General features: G+C 36.6%; 26 protein-coding genes and 1 pseudogene. 20 read left to right on the forward strand and 7 right to left on the reverse strand.

What is annotated here, in order from left to right; genetic code table 11:
• Positions 1–324: 324 nt before the first annotated feature.
• From truB to AB3I27_RS00460, 4 genes are all read left to right on the forward strand, one after another.
• A complete protein-coding gene (gene truB, locus AB3I27_RS00445; protein ID WP_070872372.1) occupies positions 325–1248 on the forward strand; it encodes a tRNA pseudouridine(55) synthase TruB in 924 nt (307 codons plus the stop codon).
• Between the two features lie 3 nt (positions 1249–1251).
• Positions 1252–2193: a riboflavin biosynthesis protein RibF gene (gene ribF / locus AB3I27_RS00450; RefSeq protein WP_002308911.1), complete on the forward strand. Its 942-nt coding sequence runs from the start codon at positions 1252–1254 to the stop codon at positions 2191–2193.
• Positions 2194–2584: 391 nt separating this feature from the next.
• Positions 2585–3370, forward strand: coding sequence for a glucose-1-dehydrogenase (locus tag AB3I27_RS00455; RefSeq protein ID WP_002308914.1), 786 nt, complete (start codon positions 2585–2587; stop codon positions 3368–3370).
• A gap of 12 nt (positions 3371–3382) precedes the next feature.
• Positions 3383–4234, forward strand: a complete 852-nt coding sequence (locus AB3I27_RS00460) for a GRP family sugar transporter (RefSeq protein WP_070872369.1) — start codon at positions 3383–3385, stop codon at positions 4232–4234.
• Positions 4235–4446: 212 nt separating this feature from the next.
• Here AB3I27_RS00460 and AB3I27_RS00465 read toward each other — a convergent pair whose 3' ends face one another.
• Entirely contained in the window at positions 4447–4899 is a 453-nt protein-coding gene (locus tag AB3I27_RS00465; RefSeq protein ID WP_002316342.1) for a helix-turn-helix domain-containing protein, read from the reverse strand.
• A gap of 457 nt (positions 4900–5356) precedes the next feature.
• Complete coding sequence (locus AB3I27_RS00470) at positions 5357–5725, reverse strand: iron chaperone (protein WP_002308916.1); 369 nt, start codon at positions 5723–5725, stop codon at positions 5357–5359.
• A 149-nt stretch (positions 5726–5874) separates the two neighbouring features.
• On the opposite strand from AB3I27_RS00470, the gene AB3I27_RS00475 reads away from it, so the two are divergent.
• Positions 5875–6369 (forward strand): YbaK/EbsC family protein, encoded by a 495-nt coding sequence (locus AB3I27_RS00475; protein WP_002316340.1) that lies wholly within the window; start codon positions 5875–5877, stop codon positions 6367–6369.
• Positions 6370–6392: 23 nt separating this feature from the next.
• Complete coding sequence (locus tag AB3I27_RS00480) at positions 6393–7403, forward strand: S66 peptidase family protein (RefSeq protein WP_002308918.1); 1011 nt, start codon at positions 6393–6395, stop codon at positions 7401–7403.
• Between the two features lie 115 nt (positions 7404–7518).
• Here the strand turns inward: AB3I27_RS00480 and AB3I27_RS00485 are convergent, their stop codons facing one another.
• A complete protein-coding gene (locus AB3I27_RS00485) occupies positions 7519–8229 on the reverse strand; it encodes a hypothetical protein (RefSeq protein WP_002308919.1) in 711 nt (236 codons plus the stop codon).
• Between the two features lie 263 nt (positions 8230–8492).
• Here AB3I27_RS00485 and AB3I27_RS00490 point away from each other — a divergent pair.
• Positions 8493–8810, forward strand: a pseudogene (locus AB3I27_RS00490) (PTS alpha-glucoside transporter subunit IIBC); the annotation flags it as partial.
• On the opposite strand, the gene AB3I27_RS00495 reads toward AB3I27_RS00490, so the two are convergent.
• From AB3I27_RS00495 to AB3I27_RS00505, 3 genes are all read right to left on the reverse strand, one after another.
• Positions 8727–9209, reverse strand: coding sequence for a DNA cytosine methyltransferase (locus tag AB3I27_RS00495; RefSeq protein WP_146094118.1), 483 nt, complete (start codon positions 9207–9209; stop codon positions 8727–8729). The pseudogene AB3I27_RS00490 and the gene AB3I27_RS00495 overlap by 84 nt on opposite strands.
• A 343-nt stretch (positions 9210–9552) precedes the next feature.
• The gene (locus AB3I27_RS00500; RefSeq protein WP_252702561.1) at positions 9553–9972 is read right to left on the reverse strand and encodes a toxin; all 420 of its coding nucleotides are present in this window, start codon (positions 9970–9972) and stop codon (positions 9553–9555) included.
• Between the two features lie 23 nt (positions 9973–9995).
• The gene (locus AB3I27_RS00505) at positions 9996–10253 is read right to left on the reverse strand and encodes a hypothetical protein (RefSeq protein WP_002313665.1); all 258 of its coding nucleotides are present in this window, start codon (positions 10251–10253) and stop codon (positions 9996–9998) included.
• Positions 10254–10427: 174 nt separating this feature from the next.
• Between AB3I27_RS00505 and AB3I27_RS00510 the strand changes: the two genes are divergently transcribed.
• From AB3I27_RS00510 to AB3I27_RS00565, 12 genes are all read left to right on the forward strand, one after another.
• On the forward strand, positions 10428–11093 hold the full coding sequence (locus AB3I27_RS00510; RefSeq protein WP_002292140.1) for a hypothetical protein: 666 nt from the start codon (positions 10428–10430) through the stop codon (positions 11091–11093).
• A gap of 490 nt (positions 11094–11583) precedes the next feature.
• Entirely contained in the window at positions 11584–11814 is a 231-nt protein-coding gene (gene relB, locus AB3I27_RS00515) for a type II toxin-antitoxin system RelB family antitoxin (RefSeq protein ID WP_002329324.1), read from the forward strand.
• Positions 11811–12077 (forward strand): type II toxin-antitoxin system RelE/ParE family toxin, encoded by a 267-nt coding sequence (locus AB3I27_RS00520; protein ID WP_070872447.1) that lies wholly within the window; start codon positions 11811–11813, stop codon positions 12075–12077. Before relB ends, AB3I27_RS00520 begins: the two co-directional genes overlap by 4 nt.
• 252 nt (positions 12078–12329) lie before the next feature.
• Positions 12330–12557, forward strand: coding sequence for a hypothetical protein (locus AB3I27_RS00525; RefSeq protein ID WP_070872449.1), 228 nt, complete (start codon positions 12330–12332; stop codon positions 12555–12557).
• A 15-nt stretch (positions 12558–12572) separates the two neighbouring features.
• Positions 12573–13739 carry a radical SAM family heme chaperone HemW gene (hemW, locus tag AB3I27_RS00530; protein ID WP_070872451.1) on the forward strand — a complete coding sequence of 389 codons (1167 nt, stop codon included), beginning with the start codon at positions 12573–12575 and terminating at the stop codon, positions 13737–13739.
• Between the two features lie 233 nt (positions 13740–13972).
• Positions 13973–15016 carry a heat-inducible transcriptional repressor HrcA gene (gene hrcA, locus AB3I27_RS00535; protein ID WP_104760045.1) on the forward strand — a complete coding sequence of 348 codons (1044 nt, stop codon included), beginning with the start codon at positions 13973–13975 and terminating at the stop codon, positions 15014–15016.
• Between the two features lie 93 nt (positions 15017–15109).
• Positions 15110–15673, forward strand: a complete 564-nt coding sequence (grpE, locus tag AB3I27_RS00540; RefSeq protein ID WP_002292135.1) for a nucleotide exchange factor GrpE — start codon at positions 15110–15112, stop codon at positions 15671–15673.
• Between the two features lie 50 nt (positions 15674–15723).
• Positions 15724–17553 (forward strand): molecular chaperone DnaK, encoded by a 1830-nt coding sequence (gene dnaK, locus AB3I27_RS00545; RefSeq protein WP_002292134.1) that lies wholly within the window; start codon positions 15724–15726, stop codon positions 17551–17553.
• A gap of 150 nt (positions 17554–17703) precedes the next feature.
• Entirely contained in the window at positions 17704–18870 is a 1167-nt protein-coding gene (gene dnaJ, locus AB3I27_RS00550; RefSeq protein ID WP_002292130.1) for a molecular chaperone DnaJ, read from the forward strand.
• Positions 18871–19222: 352 nt separating this feature from the next.
• On the forward strand, positions 19223–19849 hold the full coding sequence (locus tag AB3I27_RS00555) for an ATP-binding cassette domain-containing protein (protein WP_002292127.1): 627 nt from the start codon (positions 19223–19225) through the stop codon (positions 19847–19849).
• A 2-nt stretch (positions 19850–19851) separates the two neighbouring features.
• The gene (locus AB3I27_RS00560) at positions 19852–20037 is read left to right on the forward strand and encodes a hypothetical protein (RefSeq protein WP_070872455.1); all 186 of its coding nucleotides are present in this window, start codon (positions 19852–19854) and stop codon (positions 20035–20037) included.
• A 51-nt stretch (positions 20038–20088) separates the two neighbouring features.
• Positions 20089–20790: a hypothetical protein gene (locus tag AB3I27_RS00565; protein ID WP_231601460.1), complete on the forward strand. Its 702-nt coding sequence runs from the start codon at positions 20089–20091 to the stop codon at positions 20788–20790.
• A 48-nt stretch (positions 20791–20838) separates the two neighbouring features.
• Here AB3I27_RS00565 and AB3I27_RS00570 read toward each other — a convergent pair whose 3' ends face one another.
• Positions 20839–21939, reverse strand: a complete 1101-nt coding sequence (locus tag AB3I27_RS00570; RefSeq protein WP_104771506.1) for a sugar diacid recognition domain-containing protein — start codon at positions 21937–21939, stop codon at positions 20839–20841.
• Between the two features lie 359 nt (positions 21940–22298).
• On the opposite strand from AB3I27_RS00570, the gene AB3I27_RS00575 reads away from it, so the two are divergent.
• Positions 22299–23207 (forward strand): dihydrodipicolinate synthase family protein, encoded by a 909-nt coding sequence (locus AB3I27_RS00575; RefSeq protein ID WP_070872456.1) that lies wholly within the window; start codon positions 22299–22301, stop codon positions 23205–23207.
• The last annotated feature ends 1 nt before the right edge of the window (position 23208 follow it).

The following is a 23208-nucleotide window of genomic DNA, read 5'->3' on the forward strand; positions in this document are numbered from 1 at the left end:
CAAGAAACTGAAAAAATAAATAAAAAAAACGGAAAAAAGACTGGAAGAATGACCAGTCTTTTTTTTCGTTTTTGGGAAGTGAGAACCAATCTATTTACCTGTAAGCCACCCATAAATCCAATCAAATGGCGCAAAGAAAAAATCTTCCATTCTATTCCCTCCTTTAAAAAAGCATAACATGATTTCTATTTACATGAGCATGAATTTTGTTACGTTTTTATTGCCGAAAAATAAAAACCGTTCATTATGATGTCAAATTCGTCAGTAATAGATGCAATGTGTTATAATAATTCAGTTAAATCAAAAATGAAATGGAGAAAAGACATGGACGGGTTATTACCTTTATGGAAAGAACGCGGAATGACAAGTCATGATTGCGTATTCAAATTAAGAAAAATCTTACATACGAAAAAAATCGGACATGGGGGTACGCTTGACCCGGATGTAGACGGTGTATTGCCTATTTGTATTGGAAAAGCCACAAAAGTTATCGAATATTTGACAGATTCTGGGAAAATTTATGTGGGCGAGATGACTCTAGGTTTCAGTACAACGACGGAAGATCGATCCGGAGAACGAGTAGAAACAAAACCAGTGGATATGTCTTTATCTGAAGAAAAAATAGATGAAGTGATGGCTTCATTTATTGGTGAAATCACCCAGATACCGCCCATGTACTCAGCGGTAAAAGTAAACGGTAAACGGTTATATGAATATGCACGGAATAATGAACCAGTGGATCGGCCTGTTAGAAAGGCTCAAATTTACCGTTTTATCCGAACAAGTGAACTGACAAGAGACGAAGTGGCAGGAACCATTTCTTGGCGTTTCGAAGTAGAATGCGGGAAAGGAACCTATGTCCGTACATTAGCTGTGGATACAGGCAAGAAACTTGGTTACCCTGCACACATGTCTGATCTCACTCGAACAGCAAGTGCCGGTATGGCCCAAAAAGAAGCGTTAACATTAGAAGAAGTAGCTCAAGCTGTAGAAAACGGTACGATCGATGAGTATTTGCTGCCAATTGAAAAAGGAGTGGAACGGTTCAAACGAGTAGATATTACTGATGAGGTATGGCAGAAAGTAAAAAACGGTATGAGACTTGATTATACTGTATTTGCGCTCCCAGAAATGCCTTCAGAGGAAATTGCCTTGTTTTATAAAGGCAAAGTCGTAAGTATCTATCAGCCAAACCCGAAAGAAAAAAATAAACTAAAACCTAGTAAAGTATTGAGAAATGAGGAATGACGAATGAATATCATCAAGATCAGACATCCTTACCAACCAGAACAAATTCCAGAAGACGATGTCGTTTTAGTACTGGGATTTTTTGACGGCGTGCATATTGGACACCAGAAAGTCATAAAGACAGGTATGGAAATTGCGCAAAAAGAAGGATTGAAATTAGCATTGATGACTTTCAATCAACATCCATCGATTGTTTTTAAGAAGATCGATCCTAGCAGTGTGAAGTATTTGACTAGCCTGAAGCAAAAAGAAGAAAAAATGGCAGATTTGGGTATCGATTATTTATATGAAGTCGATTTTACTTCTTCTTTTGCTCATTTAGCGCCACAAGAGTTTGTTGATCAATATATCGTAGGATTACATGCGAAATATGCTGTTTCCGGTTTTGATTACACCTATGGACCGAAAGACATTGCGGATGTCGCTCATTTTCCTGAATATGCTAAGGGAAGATTCAAAATCGTCACAGTCTCTAAAGAAGAAGAACAAGGCGAAAAAATCAGCTCTACACGTATTCGAGGATTGCTAGACAGCGGTCAAGTAAAAGAAGCGGCAAAACTATTAGGTTGCATATACGAGGTAGAGGGGGTAGTTGTTCATGGCGATGCACGAGGCAGATTATTAGGATTCCCTACAGCAAATGTCAAAGTAAAGAGCACAGTCCATTTACCTAAAGAAGGTGTTTATGTATCGGAAATAAAAATTGGGGAAACTTGGTATCCAGCCATGGGTTCCATTGGACATAATGATACATTTGGTGAAGGACGGGAGCTGACTGTAGAATTATATATTTTGGACTTTAATCAAGATATCTATGGCGAGCATGTCAAAGTACGTTGGAATCAATTTTTAAGAGATCAAGTGAAATTTTCAAGTGTAGAGGAATTGATTGAACAACTCAAGGATGATGAACAAGCAACAGCTGAATATTTTTCTCAGCAATAAAATAATGTCCGTGAGAGCTAATCTTTATGCATAACTAGCAATTACAACGAAATGGTTGATAAATAAGCGTATGAAAGGCTGTGACAAAAGTCTTGTCACAGCCCTTTTTCCGAATAAATGGTGTTCCAGAAGTAGCTTCTTCGGAAATAAGCCGAAATTTCACAAAAATTTTGAGAAGCAATTTTCGTCCATTCCTTCTTATTTCTTGAAGCTGAACACTTCTGTCACAAACTCTTTCTTTATAGAAATAGAAGGATGCTACCAACCAATGAAAACGATTACTGGAGCGTATCATTTGCTTTAGACTATATATATTGGTGTACACTCACTTTAAGGCGGAAATAAAAGTTATCCGTAATAACAGGTTTAGGTATAAAAAGGAGTGGGTACTATGTATAAGGAATTAGAAAACAAAGTCGCAGTAGTAACTGGCGGCTCAAAAGGGATTGGAACAGCGATTGCTCAACGATTCGGGAAAGAAAAAATGAATGTAGTCGTCAACTATAATTCGGATAAAGAAGGGGCAGAAAAAGCAGTCAAAGCAATCGAAGAGGCAGGCGGAAAAGCAGTCTCTGTACAAGCAGATGTCAGTTCTGAAGAAGGAATACAGCGTTTACTTGATACGGCTTTAGAAAATTTTGGGACACTAGACATTTGGGTTAATAATGCTGGGATGGAAAATCAGCATCCGACCCATGAACTTAGCCTTGAAGATTGGGAAAGAGTATTAAAAGTAAATTTGACTGGCGTTTTTATCGGAACGAAAGCAGCTTTGAATTATTTTACAGAGAATGATAAAAAAGGAAATATCATCAATATGTCTTCTGTTCATGAACAAATCCCATGGCCAACATTTGCTCATTACGCTGCTTCAAAAGGCGGGGTAAAATTATTTACCGAAACGGTAGCAATGGAGTACGCACCTAAGGGAATCAGAATCAATAGTATAGGACCTGGCGCTATCCGTACACCTATTAATGCGGCAAAATTTGATGATCCTGAACAAAAAGAACTCTTGGAAAGTATGATCCCGCTAGGACGCGTAGGTGAACCAAAAGAAATAGCAGCGGCAGCTGCATGGTTGGCTTCAGATGAATCCAGTTATGTTACAGGTATTACACTATTTGCAGATGGTGGGATGACTTTATATCCTTCGTTCCAAGGTGGAAAAGGATAAGGGTGAATAAAAATGGGTTTATTGATTGCATTGATCCCGGCAGTTGGGTGGGGGATCCAGCCACTGATTTTGAAAAAGATTGGCGGCAGACCAACAAATGAGATATTAGGAACTGGTATTGGAGCGGTGCTTGTTGGCTTACTCGTTCAATTATTCGCTTCTCCAGCTGGCATTTCAGTGACTACATTTTTGATTAGTTTACTTTCTGGTACATTTTGGGTTATTGGACAAACAGGACAGTATACATCTTTCAACTTGATTGGTGTTTCTAAAACGATGCCTATCTCGACTGCATTACAGTTAGTCGGAACCTCGTTGATTGGTGTCTTTGCTTTTGGAGAATGGTCTGGAAGTATGGGGAAAATCATTGGTGCAGCAGCGATCATTCTTCTTGTATTTGGCTCTGCTTTAACGGCAATCAGTGATGATCCTGGAAAAAAAGGCGGTATCACAAAAGGAATTAGTCTATTAGCATCAACAAGTATTGGTTATTGGGTTTACAGTGCATTGCCCAAACTAGTTGATGCAAGTGGACTTTCCATTTTCTTTCCGCAAATGATCGGTGTCTTTTTAGGGGCAGTTATTTATGTGATTTTCCGAAAACCAACTGCATTTTCTGAAGACAAAAGTTGGAAAGCAACAATAGTTGGAGCCATCTTCAGTGTGTCAGCGTTGGCTTATATTTTTTCAGCGAATGAAAATGGGGTTGCTACTGCATATATCATTACACAACTAAACGTAGTTATCTCTACATTAGGCGGTATGTACATCCTGCATGAAAATAAGACACCAAAAGAAAAAAAATTAACGATTATCGGCTTGTTGCTGATCGTAGTAGGAAGTATGGTCACGGTCTTTATTTGAGGATAAAGAGAGCAAAAGATTACTTATAAAAAGAGGCCGGGACAGAAGCGTTTAACTCCAAGAAATAAGAAGGAATTCACGAAAATTGCTTTTCAAATTTTTGTGAATTTCAGCTTATTTCCGAAGGAGTTGCTTCTGCTTCCGCCATTTATACGTGTTTAGAGCGTGAGACAAAAGTGTTATTTACTTTTGTCCACGCTCTTTTTAATCGTCTAAGAAACAAGTGAAATATCTGTCTGCATCAATAATTTTCCATTGATCCATTGACTAAAGTTCGTTACATAATTAAAATTACCACCTATAAGTATCTCCGCATGATTATCTTTATAAAGATCGTATTGTAAAAGACGGTCTTTTTTATTTGCGTAAACATCGTTATGGTACTGAACTAATTGTTCTCGGAATTGATTGATCGCTGTAAAATCACGATACTGAAGGTTGAAACGCATCGTGATTGGTGTATCTAGCATGAATCGTTGCATGTCTTTTGCTGCTTCATCTGCTTGATCTCCGTAAAGAAATTCAAAAAGATTACGTTCAGAAAATTTCCATTGTCCGCCGACCTTTGTTCCTTTTAGTTTTCCTTCATGAAGATAATTTCTGATAGAACGTGTAGTAACACCTAATTGTTCGGCTAATTCATTTACTGAGTAAAAATCTTTCAATGTTCCCCCTCCTATGTGAATGATTCTATTGGTTTGGTTGTTAGTTGCTTTATCACGAGATGTAGAAAGAACGATCTCACTTAAAGTCATTGCAAAAAACGAATCAGAAAATTCTAACTTTTCTTTCTCTAAAGAAATTCATTCTCTTCTAAAGTGATATTATATTTAAATATACCTGAAAATAATGGATAGTATTATGAAAGATTGCTGATATTTTCTCGTATTTTTTCCTTATTCAAAAGATTTGCAGGAAAATTGCTGAAAAAATTTTACTAAGTTGAAAATTCAAGGTCATTCGTATCAGTGATTTTTTTCAGCACAAGAAAGACTCCTTATAAAAACAACAGATACTTTGCCAATTAAGTGTTTAACCAGTGAGGATAAAAAGGATAGAACAAAGCCTGTACAAGGTAATGGATAGATTCTTCGCCAGTACAGTTTTTGTTTGTATAAAGCTTTATCGCCAAAATTTATTATGATCTTTCTTGTCTTCAATATTAAATGAAATAAAATGGTCAATCAGTTCCCAATTGATTGCACTTTTCCAAGGAACTTTGATGACATTATCAGTATATATGTAACCAATTTCTTGGATAGTCTTTTCAAGGGCACGAATCGCTGCTTTTTCTGGTGCGATGGAAAAATGATTTTTAGCAAAACTGAATGCAATAATAAAGGTACCATGATCAGTAAAGATAGGCTGGTTCCATTTTACAGTTGTGTCCAGCTGGGGATATGTCTTCGCTATCTTAGAGAAAAGGTCATTGATCTTTTGTTGATTTTCTTTTTCTTTTATTTGATCAATAATCAATCGGAATTTTTCCATTCTAAAACGCCTCCATTAAGTGGTTTGATTTATTTTACCAGAAAAACAATGGTTATGTATAAAAATAAATTAGAAAACAAGCGATATTGTATCCGGTATATTTTGATGATAAGATGGCTCAAAGACCAAAATAGAAAAGAGGCATAAAAATGATTGACTTGGCAAAGAAATTCTCACACGCAAATATTTATTTTGAGTTGTATCATCATCGAGCTATTTATACAAATGAAGATGCTTTGGTGGTGAAGAAAGAGCAAGGATTTACAGGCACAGAGACCAAAAGCTTATTCTTAAAAGATAAAAAAGATAATAACTATGTATATCTGACTTTTACTACAAAACAAACGGATTTCAAAGCATTAGGAAAGATCATCGGTAAAAGGCTTTCTATTGTTTCATCAGAACATATGGAAGAACAGACGGGACAAAAACAGGGCGCTGTTTCTCCATTTGGTTACGAAGAACAGATACCGATTATTATTGACGAAGAACTATTGTCAAAAGAAAAACTTGTTTTTGCACCAGGAAGGCCAGATCAAACGATGGTCATCAAAACGATTGACTTAAACAAAATCATCCAGCTACTTAAAATACCGATGTTTTTAATGCCAGCAAATGAAAATAACAACAATCAAACAAAATAGTGCATACTAGGAGCTGTAGCAATATGATAAGATATCCGTTATTAGGTAAAAATACGACGATTGGGGTTATTGCACCATCATCGGGCGTAGCAGAAGAACACCACCTGTTACTAGAAATGGCTTTAAAGAGTATGGAAGAAAAATCTTTTCATGTCGTTACTGGAAAGACGCTGTGGACGCAAGATAAAGAAAAATCAGCTCCAGCAAGAGAAAGAGCAGATGAATTCAATCAAATGATGAAAGATGAGAATATCCAAATGATCTTTCCGCCTTGGGGAGGAGAATTATTGATTGAGATCCTCGATTCTGTCGATTTCGATGCACTACAGCCAAAATGGATAGTAGGTTATTCAGATATTAGTACGTTGCTACTCGCCATCACATTAAAAACAGGGATAGCCACTGCACATGGGACCAACCTTATTGATTTAAGAGGAAATTATTCAGATAAAACGACAGCGATGTGGAAAAGTGTGCTAGAAACAGGCAAAGGAGAATCAATCTTACAGCGTTCTTCTGAAAAATATCAAAAAGAATGGCATCATGAGCAACCGTCACCTTCAGTTTTTCATCTTACTGAACCAACAAATTGGCAAACAGTCAGCGGAGAGGCAGTAAGGATAAAAGGCCGATTATTAGGTGGTTGTATAGATACGATCAGACATTTAATTGGTACACCTTATGGAGATGTCCAAACGTTTAAAAGAACGTATAATGATGGAAAGCCAATCTTGTGGTTTCTAGAAAACTGTGAGCTATCCTCCGTTGATTTAAGAAGATCACTTGTTCAGATGAAACTAGCAGGATGGTTTGAGGACAGCTCTGGTATCATGTTTGGCAGAAGTGCAGCAGAGGATTTGCTAGATTATCGAATGAAGGATGTATATGAAGATCTTTCAAAAGAATTGAACATACCAATCTTGTATGATATTGATTGCGGTCATGTGCCGCCACAACTAACATTAATCAATGGTGCCTACGCAGAAGTATCGGTAAAAGATGGAAAAGAGACTATTTTGCAAACGTTTATTTAATAAAATTTTTTCCTGCCTTGGAGTCTATCAAAGACCAATAAATTTAAATAGAAAAGAAAGTGAAAGAAGCTGACAGTATTTTGTCAGCTTCTTTTTGTATAACATATTAGAAAGTTTAATTATCTATAACTGTCACATCGATTAACTGTTTCACGTCATTTGGGTTGCCTGTAGGAATAGCAACCACAGATGCATGATCAATGATTTCTTGAGTTGTTTTTTTTATGAATGCTGGATCAGAGGCTTGATCTGCAGGTATTTGCCAATGTGAAGGAACTGGATAACTAGTGATCGTTCCGTCGTGGTTACTAGAATACACTAAAATTCCCTGGTAGCCGTATTTTCCAGTAAGCATAACTACGTCTTTTGGATAACCTACGCTCCCTGCATCATAGGGATCGATAGGTGTTCCTGCCGGATAATGAATAACATGTAGTTCAAAATCGCCTGATGCATCTTTAAAAGTATTACCCTTGACAGCCAACCAAACGCGTGCGTACTCAATTTGCAGATCAGAATATCCTGCTAACGGATCTACTGACTGAGAAGACTGTGAGAAGGATGTGTCTGCTGTAGAAGAAAGACTCGTGTCAACTGTACCACTAGATATAGAAGAAGGGTTGGACTCTGAAAGCTTGCTGGTGGTTGAAGATGTATTCGATTCAGAAGAAGCTGATTTCTGTGTACTTGATTTTTCAGCTGAACTAGTTTGTCTGATGGAACTTTTGACTGCGGTCGCAGATGACTCACTAGTTTCTTTACTAGCAGATGTACATCCTACAAGGAATAAGGAGATCGACGCTAAAATAAACCCTAACTTTTTCATATAAAACACCTCGTCACTTTAATTAATACTAGTATAGCATAATTCTAAATTTCTCTGGTTAAAGGAGAAGCAGAGAAAAAATTTCTATACATTGATTAAATCTGTCTTTTATTTATGTATTTAGGGAAATTTCCCATTATATGCTACCTAAGAACTATTATTGAAATCAAGTTTCTTAAAGTGTAATAGCTATTGTAACCGATTTCTTTTATGCTTATACTAAATCTGCGACAAAAGATGTGTATGGAAGGAGTTGACTTATTATGATAATGGAAAAGATTCAACGCTTTGGCGGAGCTATGTTTACACCGGTTTTGCTCTTTTCTTTTTCGGGGATCATGGTGGCTTTATGTATCATCTTTAAAAATCCAATGTTAGTGGGGAGTATTGCTACAGAAGGAACAGCATGGTATTCGATCTGGTCAGTGGTTGAAAGTGGTGCTTGGACCGTATTCAATCAAATGGAGTTGTTGTTTGTTATTGGATTACCTATCGGATTAGCTAAAAAAGCAAGTGCTAGAGCAGTAATGGAAGCATTTGTAGTCTATATTACTTGTATAAATTCTATCATCACTTTCTTTTTTACTTTTATTTTGGACTCTCCCTATAGTTGAATAGGCTTGACATGGAGGACCGCCAATTATGCCATCAATTTTTTTATTTGCACTTTTTGAATCAATAATTTGAAAAATTTTTTCTAAATTTTTACTATTTATTTCCAAATTTTCGATCTTATCTAGAATCTCCTTTGGGACATAGGCATATAACTCTTCTCTGCTAAGCTCACCAGTTAAATAAGCATTATATACTTCTAATTGATTAGTATGATTTAAATAGTAGAAAGCTTCTCGAGTTTTCAGAGAGTAACATGCGTCTTTATCCATCTCAATATAACAAATAAAATCAAAGTTTTTACTTCGAAATCCTTCTGTCAAACCGCCCGCTCCAGAAAATAAATCTAAAATTTTTAATTTAGACATATGTACACCTCTTTCAATCTTTAAACAGTATACCAGGAATCGTATTGTTTTAAAAGATTATTTTATCATTCCTGAAGATAACTTATTTTTATATAAACAAGATAAAAGATACAAAAAATTCACCTTGTCTTATTATTCAGTATTTCAAAGTATTCATACAAAAATAGATTTATTTCCATAGTAATATCCTTTAAAGAGTATATACGCTTCTTCAGAAGTATATCCTCCAGTAAATTCCAAGTACTGGAGGATTCTTTTTCTTAGTGCTGCCTTGCTCATGAAAAAGTAGTTGGCTACTTCGTTAAAATTTCTGAACTTTTTTAACGCATAAGAAAGAGCCCGGTCATTCGCCATGAGGATACTGGCACCTATATTTGCTCGAAGTTTTTTTATAGTCTTCTGGCAAATAAGCATCTTCTAAAATCATATCAGAAAATGCATGAGATTCTCCAAGATAGGGGACGTCCTTATAATAATGGATGATCTCATGCATTTTTGTAAAATTTTTGCGTTCAAGCATTAAATGTTGATTGGTAGTAATGATGATTTCGCCATGAACTTTTGTAATGGAACCAAGCATTTTCTTACTTAAGTTATCTTTGAAGTCGTAATCGATGAATTCTACATCTTCTACTTCATTCACATAATTCTCAATGTCGTAGCATTTTACATGTTCCATTTTCTTTGAACAGTAATAACTAACTTCTTCTGAGAGTTCATTTGCAAGGTCTGCAGCTTCAAAATAAAGTCCTTCAGAAATCACATTCAATCCGATAATTCTCCCGGCTATTTTTTATTTTTCTTTGCTTTTGCACGTTGAACTAAAAAGTCCATATATTCATTTAATTCTTCTTCCAATTCTTCAATGTCTTCTACTTCCATATCTGCAGTATTCAATCTGAAGTGAGAAAGAATACTGTCTCCAAGCTGATCTTCTTCGCTACGTTTTGGAGGAGTCGGATCAGAGGTTCTATTTAGTAGAAAATCTGTAGAAACATTGAAGAAATCTGCTATTACTGTGACTAGCTGATAATTTGACAACAAGGTGATTAAATTCGACTTTTTTGTAAAATTAGCACTGTTTTTTTATAGAATATAAAAATAGTAACGATTACGAGTCTAAAACAGCTTTTTAAGATGCTATAAAATATTAAACTTGTTATCAATTTATAGTTATTTTGTCTTTATAAGGCAAATTTAAATTTTGGAGGATTCATAATGAAAAAGAAATATCTGGACTTAAAAATGTGGATTAGTGTAATAGCAGTAACTTTTGTTTTGTCCGTAGTAGCAACAAGTGGGAGTATGATTATTTCAGCGAATGAGTTGATTCTGGATGAAACTCAGAATAGTAAAAGCAATTTTAGTTCTGAAGACTTGTCAGTTTATTACTCGGAAGAAAAAAAGAATTCCGAACTAGCCCTTGAAAAAATCAAGGAAGAATATGGAGATGTTCAACCTAAATTTAACGAAAACGGAGAAATATTATTAACACCTGAAGATGAATTAAGGATGGAACAAGCAATCAATCAGTATTTAGCAATGATTGGATTCAATCCAAGAATGCGAGGCGTAGGGAAAAACTGGTGGAACTCAACTGGTTTTGTTGCTGGTGTCATTGATGCAGGATTAATCGTTTTGGGTCTAGGTTTAGCAAATTCAAGTGTGAATACGGTAAAAGCAATTATTAGAAAAAACAAGCGAAATATTGCTCGAGTAACTGAAAATGTAATTGTTGCACAAATTGGAATTACCACTGTAAGAGGAAAAGCGCTCGCAGCTGTAGAAATTGCCTTAGCTTTAGCTGGTACTTCGGCTGGAGGTCTAATCGCAGAAGGTCTTGATCGAGTAGATGGAAGAAATGATAATTATCTTTGGGCATAGCGCTAGACAAGATTAAAATTCAAGTAGATGAGGAGCTATAAGTGACAATAGGAGAAAATTTGAATTTTTTAGGTAGAATATTGCTAGGAGTATTGAGTGTGTGCTGCTTTATCATTGGCACACGATTTCTCTTGAAAGTAAAAACAATTGTTCGTTTCAATTTAGGAAAAGAAATGTCAAAAACAGACTATATAAAGGTAGAAACATGTTTAATAAAATATAAGCTATTTGTAATTTGGGGCTTTGTGTTTCTTGCGATATGTTTAATTTTGGTACGTTTTTAAAAAAACTACCCTTCTCTAAAAGTTCATTTGTAAGGTCGGCAGTTTCAAAATAAAGTTCTTCAGAAATCACATTCAATCCAATAATTCTCCTGGATTTTTTTATTGGTTAAAAAATGGAAAAATCTCAAAATAAGCTAAGTAAATCATACAAAATTGACATCTTGCCCCTTTTGTATTACAATGTGATACAAATGGGAGGCGATAATATGGCTATGATTACGGTTCGTGTGAGTGATGCCGAAAAAGAATGGCTTTCTTATATGGCGGAATTTTATGGGATTACTTTATCTGAGCTTCTAAAAACCTATTCGATGGAACAACTAGAAGATGAATACGATCGTCAAACGGCTGAAATTGCCCATAAACATTGGGTAGAAAGTGGAAAAACAACAGTATCCATGGAAGAAATCCTTCATGAATTTGGAGGGTTGGAATGACCTACCGTTTAGAATTCACGCCTGAAATTCAGAAACAACTTCGTAAAATGGACAAGCATCAAGCGACGCTGATCGTTCGATGGCTGTATCAACATATTGATGGTATTGACGATCCGAGAAAATTCGGAAAAGGATTGACCGCTAATCGTTCAGGACAATGGCGTTATCGAATTGGCAAATATCGTGTGTTGGTAGAGATAGAAGATAATCAAATGGTTGTTATCGCTATTCAAGTGGGACACCGAAAAAATGTCTATGATTAAGAGACTATTTATTTTTATAAAAAAATAATAAGAAGAATCTAGTTAAAACTTTTGAAGTGAGAGATTTAACTAGATTTTTTTATGGACAAAATATGGATAAAATTGTTTAGGAGGAATCATGAACGTAAAAAAAATCATCCAAGAAGTCGATTCTTGGATTTTTTAGTGGATTTGTTTGCCAAATACGTTTAGTATGCGTATATGAGAGGTTGTAAGCAAAGCGTTGTGACCTGAGCACTTAAGGAAGAATCTGTGAAAATAGCTTTTCATATTTTTGCAGATTTTGAGTTAACGCCGAAGGTCAGCTTTGTGAACACCGTTTATCGAGAGGTTGTGAAAGCCACATGTAGCTCCGATGACAACAAGCAAGCATTTTTGGAACTAGACTTCTTAGATTATAAACATGCGGCTTATTTCAAGGAGCTGGTGCTTGAACACCGTTTAAAGAAGGTCGAAAACAGGTACGACTTTTCGACGTAAGGAGAAAGAATTTCAATGATAGAAACAATAAATCCCGCAGAAAACAAGGTTTCTGCGTACATTCATATCCCATTTTGCGAGCATATCTGCTATTACTGTGACTTTAATAAAGTTTTTTTAGAAGGGCAACCGGTAGATGAGTATGTGGAAATGCTGCTGAATGAAATGAGATTAATGCTGGAAAGTCACCCGACAGCGAATTTGGAAACACTTTATGTAGGGGGCGGAACACCGACCTCTTTATCTGCTAAACAACTTGATCGATTGTTATCAGGAGCTAGAGAGATCTTGCCTTTCCAGGATGGTAAAGAGTTTACTGTAGAAGCGAATCCTGGCGATTTGACCCGTGAAAAGCTTCAAGTGATGAAAAACTATGGCGTCAATCGTTTATCCATGGGAGTTCAGACATTTGACAATCGCTTACTGAAAAAAATTGGACGTAAACACACCGCAGAAGATGTGTTTCAAACGATGAAATTTTTAAAAGCAGAAAATTTTACCAATGTAAGCATCGATTTGATTTATGCATTACCGGGACAAACACTTGAAGGGTATCGGGATACTTTGGAAAAAGCTTTGGCTTTGGATCTGCCTCACTATTCTTTGTACTCATTGATCCTAGAAAACAAAACAATGTTCATGAACTGGGTACGACAAGGAAGACTCGAACTGCCTGATCAGGAAACGGAAACTAAAATGTTTGAAGAGACCATTGAAGCAATGGAAAAGCATGGACGTCACCAATATGAAATAAGTAACTTTGGGCTTTCCGGACACGAGTCGCAGCATAACTTGATGTATTGGAACAATGACCATTATTTTGGGTTTGGAGCAGGAGCTAGCGGTTATCTTGGAAATATTCGTTATCGCAACAAAGGACCAATCCAACACTATTTACGTCCATTACGAGTCAATGAACGCCCAGTATTGGAAGAAGAAAAATTGACACGAAAAAATCAAATAGAAGAAGAAATGTTCTTGGGGCTAAGAAAAAAAACTGGGATTGCTAAAAAACACTTCTATGATCGCTATCAACAAACGATTGAATCGGTGTATGGAGATGTGTTGATGAAGTTAGAGGAAGAAGGGTTACTTGTTAATGAAGAAGAACGTATTTATTTGACACCTAGAGGGACTTTTTTGGGAAACAATGTGTTTGAGCGTTTTTTGTTTGAAAAATAGTTTAAAGAATATTTGTTTTTTATCGGAATTTAAATAAAAAAAGTTCAAAAATACAATAAAGAACTATTGAAACGTTGATATAACTGAATTTATAGCAATTGCTCATAATTAGCACTCTGGACGATAGAGTGCTAAAAAATGAAGTCTTTCTCTTGACAGGAGAAGGGCTTCTTGCTATATTTATAAGTGGATTAGCACTTAGAATATATGAGTGCTAATGAGAGGTGAGGAAGATGTTAACAAAGCGACAAAACGACATTTTACGTCTGATCATCCAACACTATACGAGTAGTGGCGTGCCCGTTGGTTCCAAAACATTGATGTCTGAGGGAGTCAAGGCCAGTTCAGCAACGATTCGCAATGATATGAAGGCATTAGAAGATGAAGGGTTGCTGTTGAAGACTCACTCTTCTTCTGGGCGGATTCCATCTGCTTTAGGCTATCGTTATTATGTGGATCATTTGTTAAAACCTGCTCGCGTAGCAGAAGATGACTTGCTGCTGATACGTCAGTCTTTAGGTAGAGAATTTCATGAGATCAATGAGATCATTAAGCAATCTGCTGAGATCTTATCTGAGCTGACAAGTTATACGACTTTTTCGTTGGGACCTGAAATAAAAGACCGCCGACTAACAGGCTTTCGTATCGTACCCTTGAATAATCGACAGATCATTGCGATTGTCGTGACAGATATGGGAAATGTAGAAAGCCAAGTGTTCACTCTTCCCGAATACATGGGAAGTCAGGAACTAGAAAAAATGGTGCAAATTGTAAACGACCGTCTAGTCGGGGATCCTCTGATGACGGTATACCATAAACTACGTACAGAGATTCCGATGATTCTTCATAAATATTTCCAGACCACAGAAGGGATGTCCCAGTTGTTTGACACCGTTCTTGGTCATGTGTTTGAAGAAAAAGTTTATGTCAGTGGACAAATGAATCTCTTGGATTATGAGCCCCGTCAAGATCTTGATCAGTTTAAATCGATGTTTTCTTTTATGAAAGACTCCGATGGACTTACACAAATGATCACTCCGATGGATAATAATATTCGTATCAAAATCGGTGCTGAATTAGGTAATGATTTATTGCAGAATATGAGCATGATTCAAGCAAGTTACGAGATAGATGGTCATGGAAGAGGTACAATAGCCTTGTTAGGGCCGACTAGTATGCCTTATTCTCGGATGTTTGGTCTAGTGGATGTTTATCGAAGAGAACTAGCAGCTAAGCTTGCTGATTACTATCGATCACTTGACTTGTCAAACTCGTAATGTGAATAACGAAGCTATTTGCAGCTGATCGTTCTCTCTTTCTTAGTAAGAGCAATCAAACAGCTGACTGAATAATGAAAGGAAGACTGTATCGTGAAAGAAAATCAAGAAGAACTAGATAAAGAAATGACAGATGCTCAGCCAGAACCGGAAATCGATGTCGAAGCTGCAGAAGATTCAGGCATTTCAGAAGTTGAAGCGGAAGAATTCGAATCAGCAAAATTAAAAGCTGAATTAGAAGAAATGGAAGATAAATATTTGCGGGCTCGTGCGGAAATCGCAAATATGGCAAATCGAGGAAAAAATGAACGTGAGCAATTACAAAAATACCGTTCACAAGATTTAGCCAAAAAATTGCTTCCATCAATTGACAATCTGGAACGTGCATTAGCCACAGAAGTGTCAGATGATCAAGGAGCAAGCTTGAAAAAAGGCGTGGAAATGGTTTTGGAAAGTTTACGTAACGCACTGGAAGAAGAAGGAATCGAGAAAATCCCTGCTAAAGGAGAATCCTTTGATCCTAATCTTCATCAAGCAGTACAAACTGTTCCAGCGACTGAAGATACACCAGCCGATACGATTGTAGAAGTACTACAAGAAGGCTATAAATTACATGATCGCGTGTTAAGACCAACTATGGTCATTGTTGCACAATAATTGTGCGGATATAAAACTTACACTTTCAATTAAAGAAGGAGACGTTAATTATGAGTAAAATTATCGGTATTGACTTAGGTACGACTAACTCTGCAGTAGCAGTACTAGAAGGAAACGAAGCAAAAATCATCGCTAACCCAGAAGGAAACCGTACAACACCTTCTGTTGTATCATTCAAAAATGGAGAAATCCAAGTAGGGGAAGTGGCAAAACGTCAAGCTGTAACAAACCCAAATACGATTTCATCAATCAAACGCCATATCGGTGAAGCTGGTTACAAAGTAGATGTAGAAGGCAAATCATACACACCTCAAGAAATCTCAGCAATGATTCTTCAATATATTAAAGGATTTGCAGAAGATTACTTAGGTGAAAAAGTCGAAAAAGCAGTTATTACTGTACCAGCTTACTTTAACGATGCACAACGTCAAGCAACAAAAGATGCTGGTAAAATCGCTGGTTTAGAAGTAGAACGTATCGTTAATGAACCAACTGCAGCTGCTCTTGCTTATGGTTTGGATAAAACAGATCGTGACGAAAAAATCTTAGTATTCGACCTTGGTGGTGGTACTTTTGACGTATCAATCCTTGAATTAGGAGACGGTGTCTTTGATGTATTGTCAACAGCTGGTGACAACCATCTAGGTGGGGATGACTTTGATAACAAAATCATCGACTACATGGTAGCAGAATTCAAAAAAGAAAACAGCATTGACTTATCTCAAGACAAAATGGCGTTACAACGCTTGAAAGATGCCGCTGAAAAAGCGAAAAAAGATTTATCTGGCGTATCAAGCACACAAATCAGTTTGCCATTTATCACAGCCGGTGAATCTGGACCATTGCACTTGGAAATGACATTGACACGTGCAAAATTTGATGAATTAACAGCTGACTTAGTAGAACGTACGAAAGTACCAGTACGTCAAGCACTAAAAGATGCAGGTTTATCACAATCAGAAATCGACGAAGTTATTTTGGTCGGTGGATCTACTCGTATCCCTGCAGTTGTAGAAGCAGTACGTAAAGAAACAGGAAAAGAACCAAACAAATCAGTTAACCCTGATGAAGTAGTTGCGATGGGTGCTGCTATACAAGGCGGCGTGATCACTGGTGATGTAAAAGATGTTGTTTTACTTGACGTTACGCCATTGTCATTAGGTATCGAAACAATGGGCGGTGTATTCACTAAATTGATTGACCGCAATACAACGATCCCAACAAGTAAATCACAAGTGTTCTCAACTGCAGCAGATAATCAACCAGCAGTAGACATCCATGTATTACAAGGTGAACGCCCAATGGCTGCTGACAACAAAACACTAGGAAGATTCCAATTGACAGATATTCCAGCAGCTCCTCGTGGTATCCCACAAATCGAAGTAACATTCGATATTGATAAAAACGGGATTGTAAATGTATCTGCGAAAGATTTAGGTACACAAAAAGAACAAAAAATCACGATTAAATCTTCTTCAGGTCTAACAGACGAAGAAATCGAACGTATGGTAAAAGATGCAGAAGCAAACGCTGAAGCAGATAAAGCTCGTAAAGAGGAAGTTGACCTACGTAATGATGTAGACGCATTGCTATTCTCTGTGGACAAAACATTGAAAGAATTAGAAGGCAAAGTAGACGAAGAAGAAGTGAAAAAAGCAGAAACAGCTCGCGATGAATTGAAAGCCGCTGTTGAAGCAAACAACATTGAAGAAATGAAAACTAAACGCGATGCATTGAACGAAATCGTTCAAAACTTGACTGTTAAACTATATGAACAAGCGGCACAACAACAAGCTCAAGAAAACCCAGAAGCAGCTCAAGGCGGAGCAGATGATGTCGTTGATGCTGATTTTGAAGAAGTCGATGGCGACGATAAATAATCAGTTCACTGAATTTCGAGAGAAGGCCAAAGTTGCTACTTTGGCTTTTTCTTTTGAAAAATAGTTTGAAGTATCGGTTTTTGTTTCAAACAAAATATGATATGATAACAAGCGACGTGAAAATGATGAGAACCAATAGGAGGAAAGCCTATGGCAACAAAACGTGATTATTATGAAGTCTTAGGGCTCTCAAAAGGAGCATCAGAAGATGAAATAAAGAAAGCTTATCGTAAGCTTTCAAAAAAATACCATCCTGATATCAATAAAGAACCTGATGCAGAAGAAAAATTTAAAGAAGTATCAGAAGCTTATGAAATTTTAAGTGATCCGCAAAAACGCGCTGCATATGACCAATACGGGCATGCAGGTACAGATCCAAATTACGGTGCTGGTGGAGCTGGTGGCGGATTTGGTGGATTCGGCGGCTTCTCTGGCGGCGGCTTCGGTGGTTTTGAAGATATCTTCGACTCGTTCTTTGGAGGGGGAGGTCGTTCAGTCGATCCCAATGCGCCTCGTCAAGGTGCTGATTTGCAATATACGATCGACTTATCTTTTGAAGAAGCAATTTTTGGCGTAGAGAAAGAAATCAAGTACAATCGGGAAGAAATCTGTCATACTTGTGGCGGAAATGGGGCAAAACCAGGTACGCAACCAACTACTTGTCATAAATGCCATGGTGCAGGTACGATCAATGTAGAACGCCAAACACCGCTTGGACGAGTGATGAGCCGTCAAACTTGTGATGTTTGTCATGGTACAGGAAAAGAAATCAAAGAACCTTGTCCAACCTGTCATGGCTCAGGTCATGAGAAGAAAGCTCACTCAGTCAAAGTGAATGTACCAGCTGGGGTAGAAGAAGGACAACAAATGCGTTTAGCTGGTCAAGGAGAAGCCGGAGAAAACGGCGGACCATTTGGTGATTTGTATGTGGTCTTCCGTGTAGAAGAAAGTGATATCTTTGACCGTGAAGGCTCTGAAATCTACTATGAATTGCCTTTAAGTTTTGTACAAGCAGCTTTGGGGGATGAAGTCCAAGTACCAACTGTCCATGGAGATGTGAAACTGAAGATTCCTGCTGGTACACAGACAGGTACGAACTTCCGTTTACGTGGAAAAGGCGCTCCAAAGTTACGTGGTGGTGCAACAGGCGACCAACATGTCAAAGTAAAACTGATCACGCCGAAAAATCTAAATGAACAACAAAGAGAAGCGTTACGTGCATTCGCTGAAGCTGGCGGCATCAAAGTAGAAGAACAACAAGAAGATGGTTTCTTCGATAAATTCAAAGATGCTTTTGGTGGGAAAAAGCGGAAGTAGCTTTTCTAGTAAAAAATACAAGTGTCAAAAAGACTTACCAAAATTTTCTATTTCTAGAAAAAATGGTAAGTCTTTTATTTTTTTATGTATTAACACTTAGTAATGCTAGTTTTCAATAGCGTTTATTAGGGGAAAAAGGAATCTAAGAAATGAAATAAGGGGATGGCTATCACTTTCTATATTGATAAAAAGTTGATAATGAGCCATTACTATATTTTGGTAAAATATAAATAAATAAAAAACTCGATTGATTGAATTAGTTCATTTTGATTGAAGAAATTAAAAAAGTATATGGTTGGAGTACATGGTAATGGTGGTTCTACATGGTACTAATCTATTCAGGAGTTTGTCTATGAAACTTATTGATTTTTCTAAACGATTTGGGCAAAAAATCTTATTTGATCATCTGTCATTCACATTTGATCAAAATAAAATCTATTATCTTTATGGGGATAATGGCATTGGCAAAACGACTTTATTTCGCTGCATTGTCGGTATTGATAGCTACTCGGGAACGATTGAAAAAACAGGTAGTTGTTTTTGTGTTTTTGACTCTACCCCTTTTTACTTGAATCTAACTGGATTAGATAATCTGATTTTACTGACAAAAAATCGGCAAATAAAAGAACTAATCTCTAAACAAAAAATCGATTTTTTACCCCTTTCATTTTTATCGTATGTGAAAGTTAAGAACTATTCTCTGGGAGAAAAAAAGATGCTTTCGCTGCTATTGCTATTGTTGCTTGCGCCGCGAGTTGTTTTATTAGATGAAGTGTTGAATGGATTAGATCAAAAGAATCGGAAAGTGCTGCTTTATTGCTTGGTTCAGCTGAAAAAAGAAGCTACAGTCATCTTAAGTGGTCATGAAGAATATTACTTGGAAATGGCTGATGAGTTATTAAATGTAAAAAACGGAAAAATAGAACCTATCACGTCCGAGGATTTACGCAGCTTTTTTATTTCAACAAAAAGGAGGTAAAAATGCTTTTTGAATTTTATTATCAAAGACGTTCGAAAATATTTTACCTTTTTCTTTCAGTAATATTGTTGCTTTCTACTTTAATGTTCGTTTCTCAAATAATGCTCATTCAAAGTCATCTTCGTCATTTCCAATATTATGTAGAGGAAGCCTTGGCAATGGGTGAAACGATCCAAGAAATACTTTAACAACCTTTTTCTATCAGTATGAACGAAAATACTGAAATAGTTGACAATCCGTTGAAATATCATTACGTTGCTTATCATTCCAGTTTTGCTGCTTTAAATGTCCAAAACGGGGTCAACCAATTATTGTCTTCTTCGTTTTTTGTTCTCTTTCCTTTTTTTTCGGGGGTATACGGGATAGTAATAGCAAATGCAGATATCAAATACCATACAATGAAAATCAGGCGCTGTTTGGATTCTCAATGGCAAATCAATCGTCATAAGATAGGAGCGGGGTTTCTTAGTTTAATTATTTTTATACTTGCTTCCCTCATTTTATTTTTGATGTTGCAGTCTTTTTCAAGATTTTTTGTTCAGGCTGACAAATCGACACAAATCGATGAAGCGTTAATTAGGCAAATATCTTATCTTGAGAAAGCGCCGCTTCAATTGAGTGTCCTATTGGGGTTTGCATTTCTTTCCTTTTTAGTTTGTTATTATTTTACAACAGTCGTAAAGAATTCTTTCGTCAGCCTATGTCTCTTAGGAAGTTATTTTCTTTTTTTGCCACCACTAGGAAAATATGATCTCAAGAATATTTTGTTATATCTATATCCTAAAATATTTAACACAAACGCTTCAACTTTTAGGATCAATTCGGGGACGCGGGTTGAGTTTGGTATAGAATATATTGTGATTATCGGTATAGGCATCATTATTTATATATGGACGATGGAAAAATTACAACGAATGTGGAGCAGTCCTACTGAGAAATAAGTAGAAACCAGACGGACAACCTTATGTTCATCTGGTTTTTTGTAATCGTCATATTTGTATCAACAAAAAAGCTAGCTTTAGAATAAGATAATCATCATAGTTTCTAGGGTTATAACCAGTGAGAGAATGGAGTTTATTCAGTCGATATTGCAAGGTGTTTTTATGAATAAATAATTCTTCTGCACATTTTTTGATACTTCCGTTATTTTTACTGAAGCATGTCAAAGTTTTCTTGAATAAATGTACTTCTTCTTCTGTCAAGCTTTTCAAAATACGTTTTACATATAATGATCGTTGACCTGATGGGATTGCTGGTAAAAGGATCCCGAGGTCTAAATCTTCAAAAAAGCGGATCTTGTTCACAGATTGATGGAAAGTTATCCATTCACAAGCATGCTGGGCATGAAGGAAAGATTGCGGTGTCTCCTGCTCTGTATAACAAAGCGACCCAATTCCGAAGTTCAGTTGTAACTGATACGATTTTTCAAAATTTGTCTGGACTTTGTCAAGTAACGATATCAATAAGGCTCTGGAAATGCGATTGACTAGGATAATGATTTGTTGCCTATGTACAGTGAACAAAGCCTGACTGTAGTAAGAAAAGACCCTTTCAAGTAACTCTAATAAAGGGGTGATCTGCTCTTGATACAATTCCTGATTGTCAGGAAGTTGCCCCACAACTACATAATATGGAGAAGAAAAATCAAGCTCGATCAAGTGAGGAGAGTCAAAATGACTGAAAGGAAACAATAGCGATTCGATCGTCAGACGATGTCTCTCCCTTAATTGAAAAGTAAAATCTTTCAGATATGCCTCTTTTATGAGTATTTCTGTCATTTTTTTTAAAATTTCAGCATACTTTTTCACTTCCTTTCCACCGGTCAGTCCAATTATACCGATGATATGTTGTTCAAAATACACCGAGGCGTTGATTCCACGCTTCGTTCCTTTGAATTGGCCGTCTTCGCTGATAAAAACTTCTTTTTTCGTATCCAAAACGATTTTTGCCCCTTCATGGAGGGTCCTGATCCGTTCCTCATCGGTGCTTGCAATGATTATGCCCTCTGTATCGATAAAGTTGATTTCTTGTTTTAGTACATCTTTGAGATTTTTGACAATATTCCGTGCTAATTGTTTAGAGATGTTCATCTAGTTCTCCTTGTAAGAAAATACAGTAAAACAGCAAAAGGTAACGTTTACATAAAAAATATAAAGGAAATTCAATAATAAATCAACAAGACTTCTAATATAACATTTATTTTTAAAAAAAATGATTATTATCCTGTAGAAATCATCGATAATTGTGATGGATAACGAATAATCTTATCAAAAGATGAATTATTTCTGTTACCTGTACCATACCCTAAATCATTGTGAAAATATATACTTTTTATTATGAAAACGTTCTTATAATTATTGCGATATTGATTTGTAGCATGAATATTGAAGAAACGATTGTGAAAAAAATCACTTTTATGTTGTGATGAACATCCCTAGGAGGAGAATGCATGGATATTGAAAAAGTCAAAGGGATTATCGTCCCAATTGTTACACCGGTAAATCAAGAGAATCAGATAAAAACTGCACCATTAGAACGAATGGTTGAACATGTGATTCAAGGAGGCGTCAATGGTATTTTAGCATTTGGAAGTAACGGAGAGTTTTTTGCGATTGATAAAGAGGAACAAAAGAAAGGTCTCCAAACAATCGTTAAATCAGCCAATAAACGTGTACCAGTTTATATGGGTATTGGATCGATCACGACGAAGGAAGGAGTGTTGATGGCAAAAACAGCAGAGGAAAACGGTGCTGATGGTTTATCGATCTTGCCACCGATGTTCATTTCTCCTACAGATGACGAATTGTATCAACACATAATCACGATTGCAAAGGCTGTGCCTCATCTACCTGTTTTGCTATATAACAATCCTGGAAAAGTTGGATATAGTCTAAGTGTTTCTTTGGTCGTTCATCTTTCCCAGTATCCGAATATTGTTGGAATTAAGGATAGTAGTGGGAATGTACATTTGACAGCAGAATATATTCGACGTACTGAGAATGAGGAGTTCAAAGTAATGGCTGGAAGAGACACCTTGATTTTAGGATCTCTTGTCTATGGGGCGGTCGGCGCAGTTGCATCTACAGCGAATGTTGTCCCTGAATTAGTCGTCTCTATTTATGAACATTATTGCACTGGCGACTTGTCTTCCGCGCGAAACGCGCAATTTGAATTGACAGAATTTAGGAATATGTTTGACCGTGCATCATTTCCAATAGCTACAAAAGATGCTTGTAATTTGATTGGACTAGATGTTGGAGCAAGTATTTTACCGAACACGACGTCTTCCGATCAATTAAAGAAAGAAATGTCTGAAGTACTTGAAAAAATCATAAATAAACGAGATATGGAGGAATAAG

Origin of the sequence: Enterococcus sp. C46 (assembly GCF_040887565.1) — a bacterium.
Lineage (GTDB): Bacteria > Bacillota > Bacilli > Lactobacillales > Enterococcaceae > Enterococcus_B > Enterococcus_B lactis.

Excerpts from the sequence above, each read along its gene's own strand:
- truB (WP_070872372.1), top strand. The coding sequence starts at position 325 with ATGGACGGGTTATTACCTTTATGGAAAGAACGCGGAATGACAAGTCAT.
- ribF (WP_002308911.1), top strand. The coding sequence starts at position 1,252 with ATGAATATCATCAAGATCAGACATCCTTACCAACCAGAACAAATTCCA.
- AB3I27_RS00455 (WP_002308914.1), top strand. The coding sequence starts at position 2,585 with ATGTATAAGGAATTAGAAAACAAAGTCGCAGTAGTAACTGGCGGCTCA.
- AB3I27_RS00460 (WP_070872369.1), top strand. The coding sequence starts at position 3,383 with ATGGGTTTATTGATTGCATTGATCCCGGCAGTTGGGTGGGGGATCCAG.
- AB3I27_RS00470 (WP_002308916.1), bottom strand. The coding sequence starts at position 5,725 with ATGGAAAAATTCCGATTGATTATTGATCAAATAAAAGAAAAAGAAAAT.
- AB3I27_RS00475 (WP_002316340.1), top strand. The coding sequence starts at position 5,875 with ATGATTGACTTGGCAAAGAAATTCTCACACGCAAATATTTATTTTGAG.
- AB3I27_RS00480 (WP_002308918.1), top strand. The coding sequence starts at position 6,393 with ATGATAAGATATCCGTTATTAGGTAAAAATACGACGATTGGGGTTATT.
- AB3I27_RS00485 (WP_002308919.1), bottom strand. The coding sequence starts at position 8,229 with ATGAAAAAGTTAGGGTTTATTTTAGCGTCGATCTCCTTATTCCTTGTA.
- AB3I27_RS00495 (WP_146094118.1), bottom strand. The coding sequence starts at position 9,209 with ATGTCTAAATTAAAAATTTTAGATTTATTTTCTGGAGCGGGCGGTTTG.
- AB3I27_RS00510 (WP_002292140.1), top strand. The coding sequence starts at position 10,428 with ATGAAAAAGAAATATCTGGACTTAAAAATGTGGATTAGTGTAATAGCA.
- relB (WP_002329324.1), top strand. The coding sequence starts at position 11,584 with ATGGCTATGATTACGGTTCGTGTGAGTGATGCCGAAAAAGAATGGCTT.
- AB3I27_RS00520 (WP_070872447.1), top strand. The coding sequence starts at position 11,811 with ATGACCTACCGTTTAGAATTCACGCCTGAAATTCAGAAACAACTTCGT.
- hemW (WP_070872451.1), top strand. The coding sequence starts at position 12,573 with ATGATAGAAACAATAAATCCCGCAGAAAACAAGGTTTCTGCGTACATT.
- hrcA (WP_104760045.1), top strand. The coding sequence starts at position 13,973 with ATGTTAACAAAGCGACAAAACGACATTTTACGTCTGATCATCCAACAC.
- dnaK (WP_002292134.1), top strand. The coding sequence starts at position 15,724 with ATGAGTAAAATTATCGGTATTGACTTAGGTACGACTAACTCTGCAGTA.
- dnaJ (WP_002292130.1), top strand. The coding sequence starts at position 17,704 with ATGGCAACAAAACGTGATTATTATGAAGTCTTAGGGCTCTCAAAAGGA.
- AB3I27_RS00555 (WP_002292127.1), top strand. The coding sequence starts at position 19,223 with ATGAAACTTATTGATTTTTCTAAACGATTTGGGCAAAAAATCTTATTT.
- AB3I27_RS00560 (WP_070872455.1), top strand. The coding sequence starts at position 19,852 with ATGCTTTTTGAATTTTATTATCAAAGACGTTCGAAAATATTTTACCTT.
- AB3I27_RS00570 (WP_104771506.1), bottom strand. The coding sequence starts at position 21,939 with ATGAACATCTCTAAACAATTAGCACGGAATATTGTCAAAAATCTCAAA.
- AB3I27_RS00575 (WP_070872456.1), top strand. The coding sequence starts at position 22,299 with ATGGATATTGAAAAAGTCAAAGGGATTATCGTCCCAATTGTTACACCG.